Origin of the sequence: Pantoea sp. GM_Pan_3, assembly GCF_026541045.1 — a bacterium.
GTDB classification, from domain to species: Bacteria; Pseudomonadota; Gammaproteobacteria; order Enterobacterales; family Enterobacteriaceae; genus Pantoea; species Pantoea anthophila.
The window spans coordinates 659,547-674,561 of sequence record NZ_JALNVA010000001.1 but is presented as its reverse complement, the minus strand read 5'-3'; the positions used below and the strand labels follow the sequence as shown (position 1 = coordinate 674,561).

18 protein-coding genes are annotated in these 15,015 nt (G+C 52.3%); 1 reads left to right on the top strand and 17 read right to left on the bottom strand.

Annotated elements, in window-relative coordinates; translation table 11 throughout:
• Window positions 1–15: 15 nt before the first annotated feature.
• From OXR04_RS03215 to yecR, 9 genes are all read right to left on the bottom strand, one after another.
• A complete protein-coding gene (locus OXR04_RS03215) occupies window positions 16–975 on the bottom strand; it encodes a hypothetical protein (RefSeq protein ID WP_267369260.1) in 960 nt (319 codons plus the stop codon).
• A complete protein-coding gene (locus tag OXR04_RS03210) occupies window positions 975–4,109 on the bottom strand; it encodes a phage tail protein (RefSeq protein ID WP_267369259.1) in 3,135 nt (1,044 codons plus the stop codon). The genes OXR04_RS03215 and OXR04_RS03210 overlap by 1 nt, the downstream gene beginning before the upstream one ends.
• A 9-nt stretch (window positions 4,110–4,118) precedes the next feature.
• Complete coding sequence (locus OXR04_RS03205; RefSeq protein WP_267369258.1) at window positions 4,119–4,643, bottom strand: tail assembly protein; 525 nt, start codon at window positions 4,641–4,643, stop codon at window positions 4,119–4,121.
• A complete protein-coding gene (locus OXR04_RS03200) occupies window positions 4,586–5,314 on the bottom strand; it encodes a C40 family peptidase (RefSeq protein WP_267369257.1) in 729 nt (242 codons plus the stop codon). The genes OXR04_RS03205 and OXR04_RS03200 overlap by 58 nt, the downstream gene beginning before the upstream one ends.
• On the bottom strand, window positions 5,311–6,015 hold the full coding sequence (locus OXR04_RS03195; RefSeq protein WP_267369256.1) for a phage minor tail protein L: 705 nt from the start codon (window positions 6,013–6,015) through the stop codon (window positions 5,311–5,313). The genes OXR04_RS03200 and OXR04_RS03195 overlap by 4 nt, the downstream gene beginning before the upstream one ends.
• Window positions 6,012–6,365: a phage tail protein gene (locus OXR04_RS03190; RefSeq protein WP_267369255.1), complete on the bottom strand. Its 354-nt coding sequence runs from the start codon at window positions 6,363–6,365 to the stop codon at window positions 6,012–6,014. The genes OXR04_RS03195 and OXR04_RS03190 overlap by 4 nt, the downstream gene beginning before the upstream one ends.
• 11 nt (window positions 6,366–6,376) lie before the next feature.
• Complete coding sequence (locus OXR04_RS03185; RefSeq protein ID WP_267369254.1) at window positions 6,377–9,748, bottom strand: tape measure protein; 3,372 nt, start codon at window positions 9,746–9,748, stop codon at window positions 6,377–6,379.
• Window positions 9,749–9,804: 56 nt separating this feature from the next.
• A complete protein-coding gene (locus OXR04_RS03180) occupies window positions 9,805–10,203 on the bottom strand; it encodes a hypothetical protein (RefSeq protein ID WP_267369253.1) in 399 nt (132 codons plus the stop codon).
• 104 nt (window positions 10,204–10,307) lie between these two features.
• Window positions 10,308–10,631, bottom strand: coding sequence for a YecR family lipoprotein (gene yecR / locus OXR04_RS03175; protein ID WP_267369252.1), 324 nt, complete (start codon window positions 10,629–10,631; stop codon window positions 10,308–10,310).
• A 365-nt stretch (window positions 10,632–10,996) separates the two neighbouring features.
• Here yecR and OXR04_RS03170 point away from each other — a divergent pair, with 365 nt between their 5' ends.
• Entirely contained in the window at window positions 10,997–11,308 is a 312-nt protein-coding gene (locus OXR04_RS03170) for a DUF4236 domain-containing protein (protein ID WP_267369251.1), read from the top strand.
• 91 nt (window positions 11,309–11,399) lie between these two features.
• On the opposite strand, the gene OXR04_RS03165 is transcribed toward OXR04_RS03170, so the two are convergent.
• From OXR04_RS03165 to OXR04_RS03130, 8 genes are read right to left on the bottom strand one after another with little or no spacing between them, the layout of a single operon-like run.
• A complete protein-coding gene (locus tag OXR04_RS03165) occupies window positions 11,400–12,071 on the bottom strand; it encodes a DUF6246 family protein (RefSeq protein WP_267369250.1) in 672 nt (223 codons plus the stop codon).
• A 49-nt stretch (window positions 12,072–12,120) separates the two neighbouring features.
• Window positions 12,121–12,864: an Ig-like domain-containing protein gene (locus OXR04_RS03160; RefSeq protein ID WP_267369249.1), complete on the bottom strand. Its 744-nt coding sequence runs from the start codon at window positions 12,862–12,864 to the stop codon at window positions 12,121–12,123.
• Between the two features lie 24 nt (window positions 12,865–12,888).
• Entirely contained in the window at window positions 12,889–13,272 is a 384-nt protein-coding gene (locus OXR04_RS03155; RefSeq protein ID WP_267369248.1) for a hypothetical protein, read from the bottom strand.
• The gene (locus OXR04_RS03150) at window positions 13,269–13,733 is read right to left on the bottom strand and encodes an HK97 gp10 family phage protein (RefSeq protein ID WP_267369247.1); all 465 of its coding nucleotides are present in this window, start codon (window positions 13,731–13,733) and stop codon (window positions 13,269–13,271) included. The genes OXR04_RS03155 and OXR04_RS03150 overlap by 4 nt, the downstream gene beginning before the upstream one ends.
• 1 nt (window position 13,734) lies before the next feature.
• Window positions 13,735–14,085: a hypothetical protein gene (locus tag OXR04_RS03145; RefSeq protein WP_267369246.1), complete on the bottom strand. Its 351-nt coding sequence runs from the start codon at window positions 14,083–14,085 to the stop codon at window positions 13,735–13,737.
• Window positions 14,086–14,088: 3 nt separating this feature from the next.
• Complete coding sequence (locus tag OXR04_RS03140) at window positions 14,089–14,259, bottom strand: hypothetical protein (protein ID WP_267369245.1); 171 nt, start codon at window positions 14,257–14,259, stop codon at window positions 14,089–14,091.
• Entirely contained in the window at window positions 14,259–14,657 is a 399-nt protein-coding gene (locus OXR04_RS03135; protein ID WP_267369244.1) for a hypothetical protein, read from the bottom strand. The genes OXR04_RS03140 and OXR04_RS03135 overlap by 1 nt, the downstream gene beginning before the upstream one ends.
• 59 nt (window positions 14,658–14,716) lie before the next feature.
• Window positions 14,717–15,013 carry a hypothetical protein gene (locus tag OXR04_RS03130; protein WP_267369243.1) on the bottom strand — a complete coding sequence of 99 codons (297 nt, stop codon included), beginning with the start codon at window positions 15,011–15,013 and terminating at the stop codon, window positions 14,717–14,719.
• Between the last annotated feature and the right edge of the window lie 2 nt (window positions 15,014–15,015).

The window sequence follows — 15,015 nt, the reverse complement described above, 5'->3', positions numbered from 1 at the left end:
GAGTCATGCGACAGTCTAACCCCCTAAAGCCTGCCGATAGTAAGAGTCATATACGTTGCAGTAGATAAATCCCGGAGGACCGCATGAGTAACTCGGCGGCCTTCCCTGTGGAATTTGATAATTAGAAGAGGAATACAGATCTGCGCCGCTAGCCTCATAGTTACCAGAGCTATTCACTCCTCCACTGTAGCAGTTATAAAGAGTTACGCCTGAATTGGGAAATCCTGGATCATACGGCTGGCTAACCACTAGACAAACACCACAGGTTGATGCTACTGGCTGACCAGCGTTAGTAGTGGAGCCAGTCTGCATCTGGAGTGGCAAGCAGTTGCTGTGCCATACCATTTGCCCGTTGTTGTACATGAAAAACCCGCCAGATGGCACATTCACCATCATTTTGGCAAAAACATAGATTCGGGTAGCTGTCATCTGGTAGCCAAAGTTAGGCCTGAACTGCAGCGCCCAATATCCGTTCTGGTTTATCTCCGTCCACCACACATGATTAAATCCTGATGCCGCCAGACTCCTATGAAAGGCTATAAAGGGAATGCTTACCGGAACGTTTGTTTGCAGCACCTGACCAAAAGCGGGAGTAAGGTCGATAACCTGAACTAGGTTAAAGGGAGTGAATGTCGGGGCAAGCTTGAATATAGGAGGATTGACTGAATAATCGTTATATACAAATCCAGCATAGCTTAAGGTGGTGGTGGGAGTCGCCGTTACAATTAACTTAGATACGATATCTACTCCAGACCACGATACAGTCTGGCCGGAAACAGATACCGCATAGGTGATATTGCTTGTTCCTGCTGAAGTCCTTCCACCAATTATCGCTGCACTTATTGAGAACCCCGGCAAGCTATAGCTTTTGCTGCCAGAACCGGACACTGACGCCACGTCAGCAATGAAATTGTATGACATAGCGTTTACAGCATCAAATGAGGTGCCATTAATATAAGCCTGAAATCCTGCCATTACCTTTGAATCCCCATGGAGCACACCAACTGACCGCTTGCGTTGTACCAGGCAGCCCCTTTGTTATCCAGCACAAACTTACCCTGACCTGAAACTGGCCCATTAAGCTCAAAAGAACCATCTGATCTCATAATCGTCCCTGTTTGACCAGCCACATAATTTGACGAATACCATGAGCCAACCTTCGCGAGTGTAATCGACGCGTAGTTAATAAAGGCGTCACGAATAAACACCTGACCGTTAACCGCAGTAAATGCGAGCTGGTAAGTTCCGTTTGTAGTGTTGTAAATGCCAAAATTATCTGCACTGAATAAAGCAAATGACTGTGTCGTTCCTCCATTGCCTTCAACACCAAGTTGCATGCCAGCAACGTACTTATTGCCGTTACTGTCTATCTGAACTTTAACGCCCCACTGAGCAGAGAGCTTTCCGCTGAGGTCTGAGTAGGCGCTGGAAACCTGCTGCACGGATGCGGTGTTCTGGTCTGACTGAGCCTGAATCTGCTCAAACTTCTGAGCATAGGCACTGTCATTGTTGGCAACAGTCTGGCGAACGGAAATGATGTCAGCACGGTTGCGTCCATATGCTTCGAACTGGTGATCGATTGATGCATCAAGGTTCAGAGCGTTCTGCAGTATCCCTTCAATGTTCGTATCGATATTGGAGGTAAGGCGGTCGAATGCCTCTGACTCTCTTATCGCCTTATCGATATAATCAATCATGCCCGGGATGTCAGACGACGCCTGACCTGAGGCTTGCACGAAAGGCGAGACGCCAAACGCGTTTTTAGTCCTGACATACATGTAATAGGTATGGTCAGCCTTAAGGCCGTGCAGCGTCCACTGTGAAGCCCTGCCGAGAAACTGCGCTTCTGTCTCCACGGCGCCAATTGAGCTGGCCGGCACCTCTCCCGTGTACCAGAACTCAAATGTCGTATCTGTTGTTGCTGACACATTCATGACCGGAACGATATCGGCAGAGAAGATGCCCGGGGTCCACTGAATGAATGTTGGTGCTGAAGGTGCGCCAATCACAAGGCTGACCTGAGTCTCAGCCCCCTTCATCCCGTTCTCGTTACGTCCTCTCACGCCCAGCGTATAAATCCCGGCATCAAGCCCGTAGAAGTCATAACGGAACTGGTCAGTTTCGTACTGAGCGACGACCCTCCCGTCTGCGTTATAAACGTAGAGTTCGAAAACGATCTTCTTGGTCAGCGTCGCTGTCTGCCACGTTGCAGTAACCTGTACAGTTTCGCTATTAACGTTAATGATGCGCAGGTTTTCGATGTTCGGGACACGATATCCATTCAGGGTATCGTTAGGCGTTTCGAATACAGCGCCGTCATCCACGATGGCCTGTTTGTTCGGGTCATATAGCGTTGCTGAGATGCTGTAGACGGAGTTATTTTCGTCTTCAGATACTCCCATGACGCGAAACAGGCGCGTGGATACATCCCCTGTTGAGATGACAAATATCGTGCCGTCTTTGACCCAGCTTGGTGATGTTCGGAGTGTGATGGTGCGACCCGATACTGATGCGATGGAATAACGGGTGAATTTACCATCAGAACCCATGAGCGACATTGTGTCACCGCCGCCTGCCAGCGATGAAACATTGGCGTCTACAGTTATTACCGCGCCGCTGTGAGAGATGATGCGACCGCCAAGGCGGGTTGCGGCATAGTTGTTATCCATGACTTCAATGACATCACCCGGCATAAAGGCGATAGCATCCCGCGCCATCTTGAAGGTGACTTTCTTCGTTTCCCTCTTTGCGGTTTCAAGCAGCCACTTGCCGGCACGAAACGCCTGGCCGCGCGAGGTGCAGCCGAAAGCCTCAAGCGTTGTCTCGTTGTAGCCGTAACGGTCAATCATCTGGTCATCAGATACGTATTCTTTGACATGCTCCCATCCGTTGTATGGGTCAGTCCATGAGACAACCACGGCGTTAAAGCGCTCTGAGCGTTTCATAGAGCTGTAAGTGAATAGCCCGTCCACAACATTGGCATTGGTTACCGCTGCAACCGGGTCCTGCGGGTTGTCCAGCATGATTGAGAAGCGCATGCCGTCCCACAGGGCAATGCCCCGGAACATGCCCGCAATTTTGTCGAGAATATCCCGGGCGCTGGATTGCTCGGTAATGTAAGCGTTCAACGTGAAGCGGGGTTCTTTGCCGCCGTAGCCATCGTCGACAAGCTGATCACAGAACTGAGAAAGGACATAGAGACTGCCGTCATCAACGTCGATATAGCCGGCGCGCTTCGCAAGCCCATAACGTGTATTTTTCACCAGAGCGCGGAACAGCCATGCAGGATTATTGGTCCATGCGGATTTAAAGCCGCCGGTCCAGATTCCGGAATAGGTTCTGGCAATCGGGTCATAGTTGTCCGGCACGTCGACAATCAACCCGCGCAGGTGATAAGTGCGGGTCGGCGTGTCAGTGTACTGGTCACGGTCAATTACCGCGCCCGCTATGGCTGCATATGGATACGACAGGCTATCGTCGGTGATTTCAGTAAAACTGTTCCAGATAGTGCCGTTAGTCAGGAGGTCGCTTGAACTATCCGCAGTAACCCGGCGCAGCCGGATATCAAATGGTTTCTGCAGTGGAGCATCAATGATATGAGCCTCAAGGTACTCGCCTGATATTTTTCCGCTTATTGTGACCGTCTTCTGAATGCTCCATGAGCCGGCCGCTCCATTGCGCGTCTCGATGACCATGGTTACGGCGGTTTCATGCTGATTTCCCTTGGTGTCCTGCTCAACCAGCCCGGTTACTCCGATATTCATTCGCACCCTGGTCACATCAGTGTCGGTTACCGTGCGCACCAGAGGCGTGCTCTGGGTTACGTCTGTATTAACGACTGTGGTCGCTTCAATAGCGTCAAAGCCGGTAATCGGTGACTGATTTGCAGAGCCCGGACGCCATGCCACGCTGACACCGTTAATCGTGACGTTACCGCCTGCATCAGTTACGGGCGTCTTATTCAGCATGAATGAGGAAAGGTGGTTCTGGTCTACAGGTCCGTAAATCGGTCCTTCTGAGATGAGGTCGAGGACTTTGAGAAACTGCTTCGATTTGAGGTTATCGTCGATTAATTTTGGAGTGCTTCCGCCACCGCCGCCTGAGCTCATGCGTTCACCTTAGCTGATGGAAATATCCCAGTCCTGATTGTTACTGGTATCAATACCGAGAGAGATTACGTTGCTTCCAACCACCATTTCTCCAAGCAGCAACGGAACTGGCCTGCCCTGCCCGATTCGGTTCTCTGCACTGGTGAATGAGTTGTTGGTAATTGAGTTTGTGTCCTGGTCTGCTGAACTCTGCGTCTTCATGTGCGAAGTCATATAAAGCGAGTAAGCAACCGAGGCGACCGTGACGGCCACCATGATCCACACCGCGGCTACTGCACTGATTGACCCCTCGACGATCGGCACGAAGAGAACAGTCGCGCCGTCTTTAAGGTGCCTGTTCATATGGAATTCAAGGTTATCCTGTGACACGTCACCGCCATCGATGCGAAGCCGCAGTCGGGTTTTATAGAAATCGCGTTTGAATTCCGGACACTGAGCAAGCAGAAGGCGGAGGCCTTGAGAAGGTGTATCGACGTTCAGAGTGATTTGGCGGAAATGTCGTCGGAGATTCCCCGCAAATCTAAAGATGAGCATTGTTCATGCCTCCATATAGAGTGCGTCAGGCTTACATAGGCTTGCCGATAGGGTTCGCGGCGACTGAGGCGCCCAGCCAGTTCGTGATGGAGCACGGTGTTTTCTCCAAGCCAAAGCATTGCGTGGCAAGGGTCTGACTCAGGGAAGGCGCGCCGAATGATCACATCACCCGGCAGAATGTCGGCCGGATCAACTTCGTAAAATCCGTTGGCTGCCATATTCTTCAGGTAGAGGTTTTCACCTCTCACCCACCAACCGTTAGTGCGCTCGAAGTCGGGCAGATCGATGCCGCAGAGATGATAAGCGTCGCGAAACAGCGTGTAGCAATCCGTCACGCCGTGCTCAAACCGCCTGCCTAGCAAGTGCGGCACCGGCCGGAATTTGCGAAGGCACCCATCACTGGCTAACCACCAGTCGATGCCGGTAGCCAATTGAGCGCTACGGTCAGCAGCAGACAACGCCAGCTTTGTCTCAGGGTGGGAATGAAAAACGGCGGTGATTTCTCCCGCCGCTTCTGCTTTAAGCCAGTCTGTTTCGTCAATACGGAAGTTGCGCGCCGGATCGGGATGCGCATTGCGGCATCGCCACAGCTGCTGACCGTCAATAATCAGACCGCAGACCTCATCACCGGACGATGCTGCGTAAGTCAGGCATTCATTTTCAATCATCATGACACCTTCGCTGAGCCAGGATAACCGCCATAGGGCTTTGCACTCGGCTTCGGATACCGAAACTCACAGCCGCTCAGGTGCTTTGAGCATTTGTCTTTAGACATATCGGAGGTCGGGTTATCTTTTTCGTCGGCAACCGCTGGTCCGGAGTAGCCGCAGCCATCGCCGCGATAAACCCACTGGCAGACGTCAGCCAGGATGGTGCGGGCTGGGATAATCGCATTATCGCAGTCAACCGGCGTCGCGAGGTTGTAGGTAACCGTCTCAAACGTCTCTTCTGCCATTTCCTCAATGACGTAGCGCGACACGGCTTCCATCGTCGGATCGGCATCAGCATTACCGTTCGGGAAGTTCACTGCATCGAGATGCTTTACCAGAACCTGCCGCCGTGTCACCACCGCACCAAGCGCGTCGTCAAAGTCATGGTTGATGCCAGTAATCAGGCCAGAGATGTTCGCTACTTTCATCGTGGGGCGTGAATAGGTGCCCTCAGACTTGGTTTCAAACCCTTCGACGGCGATCGGATACGCTGAGTAAGCCCGGCCCTGCCATATCACATCGCTGTAATAGTCGTTCGTTCCCGCATGAAAGCGGATGATGTCACCGCCGAACAACTGAAGGTCTACTTCAAACAGGTCGAGCATCGCGCCGACACCGGCGTCAACGCTCTCGATTATGAGTTCTGCAGGAATGTCTCTCATCGCGGCACCTGCTCAAAGGTTGCGGTTAACTGATAAATGCTTCCCGTTTTCTGCAACGACCAGGAACGGCAAACGAATAGCTTCTGCACGCCCGTATCTGACGGCGTCCAGTAAAAGGACTCGACGGCCATCCTCGCCTTCAGAAATGCTTCGGCAGCTTTCGCCACGTTAGGTCGGGAACACTTCGCATCGTCATAGCCGACAAACGTCAGTGAGTAGCTGTCCATTAGCGGGTTTATGCCTTTGGTCTGGCGCTGCTCATAGCCGTCGCCAAGCTTCACCACCGCCACATTTGGCGCACGCGAAACCGTGAAGCCCTTTTGCGGGCTCCAGGAGAAAGTTTCTGGCATGGGATTTCCTGTTATTTACGCGGTTGAAGCATGCCGCCTGGGCGAGTGCTCTGGTCTTTAATTTGATAGAGCGCGACCTGCTTCATCATGCCAGCCATTTTTTGCATGGTAGCGTCGTCGATGCCGTTAGTAGTCTGGATGTTGAACGCAACGTTGAACACCGTGCCGCCGCCTTCACTCCCTGCGCTACCCAGATCGCTATTGCTGATAACCTTGCCGCTATCACCTGGAATCATGTACTGGCTGCCATTGCTGGCCTTGAAGATTTCTGGTTTACCACCCTCGCCTACACGATACATGCTGCTGGCGTTGACTGGCCCGCCATGCTCGCGGGCCCCGGCGATCGCCAATCCCTTTGAAGCCAGTAGCGCAGTCGAATAAGCAGTAGTACCGACTGAAGATGCTGTGCCCATTGTGGCGATTGAGGCGCTTATTGCCGCAGGTGCCCATGCTGATGCTGCTGCTGTTGCTTGTGCTGCTGTAGCGGCTAAAGATGCAGCTGCCGCCGCCTGGCCCATCAGCATATTTTTCACATACTGCAGGCCCATCTCAACTAGTCCGCTGACGACGCTTCCCAGAATGGTGGTACCTATGTTAGCAAACGCCTCACTCAGGCTTTGTGTACCATTCAGAAGACCGGTTATAGCATTTGTAGCCCCGCCCTGAAGAGAGTCAACTGCGTCAGCCAGAAGACTGTTAGCGGCGCTCTGGTTTTTATATATCTCCCATTGTGCCGCGATACGCTGCTGCTCGTACTCGGTGTTGGCCGCGTTCATTAGTTCCAGGCCCTGCTGTTCAGTCAGAATGCGCTGCTGAGTGAACTGTTGGATAAGGGCCAGCTTCTGCGCATTCTCGTTCGCCAGTGCCTGAACCGGGTCAACTGAACCGGCGGCCTGCTGCTGTGGTGTAACTGCCTGCCCTGCACGGATCTGGGCAAGTTTGGTTTGGTGATCTTGTTCAAGCTGCTCTGACGTGGTGTTGTACTGCTGCTGGCTGATTAGCAGGTTACCCTGGGCGTCCTTAGCGCTTTTTAGCATCTCCAGCTGTGATTTTTGAGCTGCATAATCAGCGTTTTCTTTCAGCTCTGGGATGGCATTTCGGGCCTTAATAGCAGCCGCTGTATCCCATACCGCCGCAGCATAGTCACGTGCCTGCTGAATCTGTTCGGAAGTTGCACCTTTGCCAAGTGATTGCTCTGCCCGCAGCAAGGCCTGCTCACGACTTAATTGCTGTGTCGAGGACGCTGCGAGTTCAGATTGCTGCTTGAGGCTGGTTAGCTTTTGAGAGACCGACTCAGCCTGAGACGCAGCTTTCTTACCTTCAGCCGTTGATGTTTTGCGGGCACTGGTGTTCCGCTCTGTCGCTGCATACTCATCCTGAAGCGCTTTTATTCTGCCGTTGTCTTTAATACCGGCGTCTTCAGCGTCATATTGTGCCTGCAGTCTGGCCCGCGCCTCACCCTCAAGTTTGGATAGTTCGAGCTTGCGCTTAGTTGATTTCTCAAGCTTCTCGACCTCCTTGCTGTCGCCGGTACCGCCTACTTTGATCGGACCGGTGTTGGCTGCCGTTGTGTTGGCCTTTGTAACGGCAGCAAGGTCAGAGACAAGCGCAGCAGCTTTATTGCTGACAACGTTGATCCCTTCCGCCTGTGCTGCCCAGCCATCAAGCCCAAGCATTGAATAGGTTTTCGCGCGACGGGAGAACATTTCAGCCGTACTGTTGAGGTCTGCGATTTGCTGCGTGACTGTCGGGACCTTGCCTGATAGCCGGTCAATAGCCGCAGTAATAGAGTCGATGACATGGACCATACCAGTGCTGGCGCCAGTAGCGTCATTGATCTGCTTAATCATCTCCTGAAATGAGATAGAGAGGCTGTTTGTAGCCTGGTCAACGGTGCGTGGGAGGCGGGAAAACTCCGCGTTGACCTTTCCTGTCTGGCTCATGATGGCGTTAAGGGCATCTTCTGCAGACAGCTTACCCTCAAGCATACGCTTGCGCAGTTCGCCGACTGAAAGACCGAGGCCAGCAGCCATCTGTCGCGCAAGTTCTGGCATCTGTTCAATGATGGAATTGAACTCTTCAGCACGCACCGTCCCGCCAGCAATAGACTGACCGAACTGACGCAGCGCGTTTGCCATTTCCTCTGAAGATGATCCACCAATGCGCCCTATTTTCTGAAGTGTGTCTGTCAGCGCCAGAATCTGGCCGTTAGTTGCACCGGCATTCTGTAACGATGATGTCAGCGTTTCCCACAGCTTCTCGGTATCTTTCAGGCTGGCGCCAGATGCAGAGGCAATTGACGCTAAAGCCTGAAAGGTAGCCGCCCCTTCTTTGGCGCTCGGAGACAAACGATCGATACGGGCCTGCAGTTGAGTCATGGCATCGGCGACTTCAAGAAATTGCTTGCCGTACTCAACAACCTGAGAGATGGCGATCGCTGACGCTATGGCAGAAAGGCCGGTTTTTAAACCGCCCATGATGCCAGCTGATTTCTGCTGCGAGGCATTGGCCTGATCTTGCGCCTGCTTCAGGTCATACAGCTTGCCAGCCAGCTCACCAATTTCTCTTCTTTGCGCTGCAGTAGCCGTAGACCCAGCCTGCAGGCGGGCGGCTAGCATAGCTGCGCTACGTGCCCCATTCTTCTGCTCTTCGTTCAGAAGTGCAATTTGCTGAGTGAGGTTTGAAGACAAAGACCGCAGCTTTGCAGCGTCGTTTGCCTGCTGAGCCGCCTGTTTAGATGCCAGCATTGTGGCGCGGGCAGATGCATCCTGAGCAGCCTTCATGTCATAAAGCTTGCCAGTAAGTTCGCCAATTCGATTCTTTTGATCCTGTGTCGCACCTTCCCCAGCTTTCAACTGGGCCGCGAGAATGGCCGCGCTACGGGAACCAGACTCCATTTCGGTGCTTAGCACCGAAACATCACTTTCTAGTGAGGAAATCGCAGACTGGGCGCGCTGAATGGCTGCTGTGTTTGCAGCAAGGGACTTTGCTGATTCAAGAGAAGCAGATTTTACGTCGAACAGCTTGCCTGCAAGGTTGCCGATTTCCTTTGTCTGCGCTTCTGATGCATCTCCTGCAGCCATCAATTGTGCAGCCAGAACCGTGGCACTGCGCGCGCCATTCTGATTAGCCTCTTCCAGAACAGCGATCTCGTTGCCGAGGCGCTCCATAATTTTCGCCGCCTGGCTGGCATCATCAGCAGCGCGCGCAACTGCCTTCCCAGTTTTTTGCGCAGAACGCTCAAGGCCATCCATGTTACCCGATGCTTTATCAGCGACCTTCCCCATAGCATCAAGCGCATCATTTGCCTGTGATGAGCCTTGCAGCAGCGGAGCAATATCAGCTCCAACTTCGTAGTAAATCTCTCCAACTTTTTCTGCCATCACGATCTCCGGGCAATAAAAAACCCGCGCTCGGCGGGCTGATGATTATAGGTGATTCATTTTCGGCAAAAAGTATAGTTATGACCGCAAAGTCTAATAGAATGCGCGCTATCGTCTGACCATAGGGATATTTCTTTGACGAATGTTTTGCCGTTTTTTGCGTCAAAGCTATAGGAAACAATGCCGCCGCTAATTGCTAAAGATTTTGATGGTGAGTCGGATCGCTGCTCAATGCCTTTAAAGGTAACAGTTATGTTATTAGTGTGATCGTTAAGGCGCTCGCTGATATGAGCATTTCCAACTGATTGAGAAATGCATCTTCCGCTTCTATCGCCACATAAAGCCATTGAGATTTCTTCTTTAGCAATCTCTATAGCCTGATCTTTAGATGGAGTTTTTTCGTAGCAACCAGTCAGTGCAACGGTGCCAATCAGCACCATCAATACCCTTTTCATTCCATTATCCCCAAAGCATGTTGTGGGATAAATCCTAGCATGGGGTGGCCGCAAGATGGTGCAAAGAAAAGCCACCCGGAGGTGGCTTAACTATGAATCTAATATCAGTTTTGTGAAGCTTTACCGCCCGTACACTGATATTCAACGGCAACATTCGTTCGTTCGCAGCCGTATGCTCCAACTTGAGCGCATTGGCTTGTTTGTCCACCAAATGCTTCAGCACCATCATAGCCCCATGTTTTGCATTTGCGGGCAGCCAGTTGAGCTGCCTGATTCAGGTCTACAACGGGCTTTTCAAACATCCCAAATTCATAGCCCATTTTTACTGTGCCATCAGCTTTACTGCCGCCCATGGGAACCATTTCTTTTTTTGCAGCACAACCAACCAGTGCGACCACCCCAAGAACGACCAGAACTATCTTTTTCATTTTATGTTTCCTGTGATTGCAATCGGAAATATCCTAACACTCAAAATTTACATTTCAATGAAAAATCAAAGTAATAACCCTTAACCTACTAATTTTAGTAGGCATAAGTGTGTTCAAACCCATAAGAACTGATCATATTTCAGGGTGTTAATTTAGGAATATTCTGATATGTTGATTGTGCAAGGATTACTCACACAATCAACTTTTAGGCAAATACTATGAAAAAAATTGCTGCATATTTAGCGTTAGTCAGCTTGCTGTTTATCTCTGCTTCCGCCTTAGCATGTCCTAAGGGTACGCATCCACACGGTGGAACAGGCTCCCATCATAAAGGCGGTTACTGCTCAGCAGATTGAGGGTGGATTATGGGATTCAGGTTCAGAAAAAGAATCAAAATCGCACCGGGATTACATCTTAACCTGAGCAAGAGCGGCGTTAGCGCTTCAATTGGCGGTAAAGGTGCGACCATAAATGTTGGAAAAAAGGGCGTTAAAAGCACTCTCGGTATACCCGGCACAGGTATCTCTCATACCGCGCAACTGGCAAAATTTTCCGCAACTGAAGCGGGAGCGAGCTCAGGTAGAGCGGATAAAGCAGCGAAGTCAGCTCTTTCGCAACTGTTTAAGCTGGCTATTTTGATAGCTATTGTGGCCTGGGTGAGCGGTGCTTTCAGATGATTATTCAGAGGCAAGCATCTAGATGCTTGCCTTTTTCATCAGAAGAAATCACGAGCAATGGATAAGCTAACTCGGCTCCGGCTGAATTCATTCACCCTTTTGCTAAGCGCCTCGCTTTTTTAGCCAGATAGTCATCAGCCACAGCGTCATACTCTTCTTTCGTGAAGCCGTTCTGCTCCGGGAATTTCGCTGCAAGCAGCATCTGAAACTCCGTCATCGTCAACTGCTCCGCTTCCTCGCGGCTTACTCCGAGGTGGGTGCGGGCAGCACTGATGTACTCGAAAGCGTTGAACTCAGAAGTAGCCTGGCCGCCCTCATGCTTCTGCAATTTTCGCACTTTAGCCTTGCCGATGATGCCGTGCTGAATCAGAGACTGTGCGATCAGAACCATGTCACTTACCGGCATAGCTCCTTTGCGGTACACAAACAGCCACTTTCCTGACTTTCCGGGGCGTAACTCTCCGATCAGATCAGTGATGTTTTCATCGCAGCAAGCTGACAGCACATTCATCGCTGAGTAGACCACATTCTTATTGAACTGTGGCCTGGCAATGTAGCTCATCAGCCACTGCGGGACGCCGCCGTAAGCGGCAATTGAGCGCTTAACCAACGAGGTGTATTCATCGTTGTGCAGGTCATAAAACGCTTGAACAATTGCAGCAGGTTCGCCAATTCGCATCATGTTTGAGAATGACGGCCTGAAAAAATAGTCACGTTCACCCAGCGATATCAGGCACTCGCCAATTTCTTTGTAAGGGGTCATACGCTCTCCATAAGCATTATCAGGGACAGCACGCTGCCCCTTGGAATGGTTACGAAGCGGTGACAGTAACCGCACAGGTGCCGGTAAAGTTGCCGTCGTTAGATTTGAACGTGATTGTCGCCGAACCCGCCGCTACTGCGGTGACGAGGCCGGTGCTGCTGACGGTCGCCTTCGATGCGTCTGAAGTGGTCCAGGTGCCGGTGCGATCAGTAGCGTTGGTCGGCTGAACTGCGCCGGTTAGTTGACGAGTAGCGCCAACGGCCAGGCTTGCCGTCGCCGGGGTTACTGTAACGCCGGTAGCAGCCACGGTCTCATCGGTATCGTTCACCTGAATGGTGCTCGCATCACCCACTTTGAACTCAGTGGTCAGTGACACGATGTCATTTGTGCCGCCGTCAGAGCTGAGCGCGGTGATGTTCATATAGCCGATGAAAGTTACCGGACCGTACTCCAGGCGAACCCAGATGCCAGGCTGGCGGCGGTTACTGATCTCGGTGTGGTAGTACTTGATGAAGCGGCCAATACCGTACTGGTCAAGCTTGTCTTTCTTACGCACTTCACCTTCAAAGCTGATGGTGAAATCCGAGTTGGTGACGATCGTCTCAACGTAGCCTTTACCGTCATCTGCATCACTGGTGACGCTGTTCGGGCTGAAGTCGAAACCCTTGCTTGTGCCAGCGGCTAGCGCTTTCCACTCCGACTCTTGCGGGAGCGCATCGCTGCAACCGTCAGCTACTTCAAGCACAACGGCGCCACCGAACAAACGTTCGTTGCTGTTCTGGCAATCTGCCATATTTCTATCCTCTTGGACGTTTAGTTAAGCGCCGAATGTGGCGACAAACTGGAGCCGATAGACCAGGCGGCCTTCGGTAGTTAGAACGGGAGCGGGAATGCCGCCGAGGTTTTCGAGGTAGCCAACGCACTCATCAGTCATGGGGTGCTGTTGCACGTAGTCAATGATGTTCTGTACTGTGGTATCAGCTGCGCCATTAGCGCCCTTTGCGCCGATCACGTCGACCATCACGTAATACTCAGCGCCGAGGCCATTTCGTACCGCTGAGCCGCCGTTAGGGCGGAAGACGATGAACGCTTCAGCAAGGTTCTCACTGTCCGACCAGACAAGTTGTTGAATTGTGAAACCGTCAGCCAACCCGGCATTGGCGAAGTAATTACGCACCCGCGTATGCATGGGAGGTGTCACAGTTTAAGCTCCTTCTTCATGACAGCATCAACGGTATCCTTAGCTTTCACGGCACCCTTCAGCAAAAACTGTGGCTCGGCGTTAGGGTCCCAGTAATTACCGACACCTGTGCCCCCACCGAACTCAACTGAACGCTTGGGTCCAAACTCAGAATGATTTGCTGTCCTGCCGAAATGAGCCCTTGGCTTGCCTTTCAACTTGCCCGAGGCGTTATGAACGGCCGCTGCGTAACTGGCGGTATAACCAATTCTCCCGATGATTTTACTGCCCTGCGGCAGCAATTCGGTGTACTGCGAATTGATGAGGGTTGACGTATCCCGCGGGGTAAGTATTGCCGCCTCGCTGCCAATAATTATCGTTGCGGATTTTAGGGCTCTGACAATCTTTCTGCCCTCAATATCATTGATCAGCGCATTCATGTTCCGCTGGGCTTGCTGGATGCCTTTAACCTTCACGCCCATGCTATACCCCCGTAATGATCGCGAAGTCATCCGCCACGCGGTCGAAAGTGTCTTCAAACCGTACAGCCTGCATCACCTCATCAGCGCCAGCCTTAAGCGGGTCAGGCTCATCAGATACGCCAATCAGGATGTAATCGCCGGTGTCTGCGCCAGAGAACTCAGTCCAGACCGTGTTTTTCACGACACGCTCCGCTCCGAGACTGCCCAGGCGTTTGCTCAGGCCGCCCTGATACCCGCAGTCAATCACTACTGGCGCGGCGAAACCCATCGGATCGCCCATCTCATTCTGACCAGCCAGTCGCTTCCAGAACGTCGCTTTGCCGGTGTAAGACCAACGCGCTAACTCTGACATGGGTTACTCCCTCCAGCTGATTACAGCGGGTTTCTCCGCAGCGATGCGCGGGCAGCTAATTACCCACTCACCACTGCTTTTCACGTAGCCGGTTGTCTGGCGACCGGTCGAGGTTTTCAGCCAGACTCGGTTGAAGGGCTTCGGCAGTCGTTGCGTCACAGGAATAAACGACATCAGCGACCTCCGCACATGCAGCCACCCTTAGCTACCCAGATGCCTGCGAAGGCCTTCTGAGCCGGATCGGGAGGAATCAGCGCAGTAGCGCAGCCATGTTTATCCAGGCCGCGCAGCAGGGATAACGAGCCTGACCAGCGATCGGCAAAGGACTGATAGCGGAATGACCTCGACGCACCAGACGGGGCTGACTGAGAGCTGATGTATCGATCGCCCTGCCCCAGCCCCATCATTCCTAACAGATACATCTGAATCAGTAAGGCTGTCGCCGGGGAGTAATTCGCGTCCAGGCACTCCTGAATGCTGTTGGCCTGCTCCACCAGCGCATCAAGGATGAAGTCCGGCAGCGTGATGCCAACTGACGCCAGATATTCTTTTGCCTGTTCTGTGGTGATCATGCTGACCTCGGCATAAGCTCTCCAGAGAGGGCGTAAAAAAACCGCCATTGCGGCGGCTGTTATTCAGCGGGGAAAAGCTTCTCAAGCTCGCCTTCAGGCAGTAGCTCCGCCAGCTTGTCAGCGCCGAGATTGCCTTTGTACTCGATTCCCAACTCAGTCAGACGCGCAGCGATTTTCTCTTTGCGGGCCTGCTTATCGGTAGTCGCACCTGGAGTAGCCGGAACGAGCTCAGCTGATGCTTTATCCGATAGCTTACGGACGTGGGATTTCAGCGCCGGATGCACTTTATCCAGCTGAACCACATCACCCTTTGCAACGCCGTGCCACGGCTTAATTACTTCGTATTTCTCAGCCATGA

What these genes read in the sequence shown, in the direction of transcription:
- OXR04_RS03215 (WP_267369260.1), bottom strand. Translation starts at nt 975, where the DNA reads ATGGCAGGATTTCAGGCTTATATTAATGGCACCTCATTTGATGCTGTA.
- OXR04_RS03210 (WP_267369259.1), bottom strand. Translation starts at nt 4,109, where the DNA reads ATGAGCTCAGGCGGCGGTGGCGGAAGCACTCCAAAATTAATCGACGAT.
- OXR04_RS03205 (WP_267369258.1), bottom strand. Translation starts at nt 4,643, where the DNA reads ATGCTCATCTTTAGATTTGCGGGGAATCTCCGACGACATTTCCGCCAA.
- OXR04_RS03200 (WP_267369257.1), bottom strand. Translation starts at nt 5,314, where the DNA reads ATGATGATTGAAAATGAATGCCTGACTTACGCAGCATCGTCCGGTGAT.
- OXR04_RS03195 (WP_267369256.1), bottom strand. Translation starts at nt 6,015, where the DNA reads ATGAGAGACATTCCTGCAGAACTCATAATCGAGAGCGTTGACGCCGGT.
- OXR04_RS03190 (WP_267369255.1), bottom strand. Translation starts at nt 6,365, where the DNA reads ATGCCAGAAACTTTCTCCTGGAGCCCGCAAAAGGGCTTCACGGTTTCG.
- OXR04_RS03185 (WP_267369254.1), bottom strand. Translation starts at nt 9,748, where the DNA reads ATGGCAGAAAAAGTTGGAGAGATTTACTACGAAGTTGGAGCTGATATT.
- OXR04_RS03180 (WP_267369253.1), bottom strand. Translation starts at nt 10,203, where the DNA reads ATGAAAAGGGTATTGATGGTGCTGATTGGCACCGTTGCACTGACTGGT.
- yecR (WP_267369252.1), bottom strand. Translation starts at nt 10,631, where the DNA reads ATGAAAAAGATAGTTCTGGTCGTTCTTGGGGTGGTCGCACTGGTTGGT.
- OXR04_RS03170 (WP_267369251.1), top strand. Translation starts at nt 10,997, where the DNA reads ATGGGATTCAGGTTCAGAAAAAGAATCAAAATCGCACCGGGATTACAT.
- OXR04_RS03165 (WP_267369250.1), bottom strand. Translation starts at nt 12,071, where the DNA reads ATGACCCCTTACAAAGAAATTGGCGAGTGCCTGATATCGCTGGGTGAA.
- OXR04_RS03160 (WP_267369249.1), bottom strand. Translation starts at nt 12,864, where the DNA reads ATGGCAGATTGCCAGAACAGCAACGAACGTTTGTTCGGTGGCGCCGTT.
- OXR04_RS03150 (WP_267369247.1), bottom strand. Translation starts at nt 13,733, where the DNA reads ATGGGCGTGAAGGTTAAAGGCATCCAGCAAGCCCAGCGGAACATGAAT.
- OXR04_RS03145 (WP_267369246.1), bottom strand. Translation starts at nt 14,085, where the DNA reads ATGTCAGAGTTAGCGCGTTGGTCTTACACCGGCAAAGCGACGTTCTGG.
- OXR04_RS03140 (WP_267369245.1), bottom strand. Translation starts at nt 14,259, where the DNA reads ATGTCGTTTATTCCTGTGACGCAACGACTGCCGAAGCCCTTCAACCGA.
- OXR04_RS03135 (WP_267369244.1), bottom strand. Translation starts at nt 14,657, where the DNA reads ATGATCACCACAGAACAGGCAAAAGAATATCTGGCGTCAGTTGGCATC.
- OXR04_RS03130 (WP_267369243.1), bottom strand. Translation starts at nt 15,013, where the DNA reads ATGGCTGAGAAATACGAAGTAATTAAGCCGTGGCACGGCGTTGCAAAG.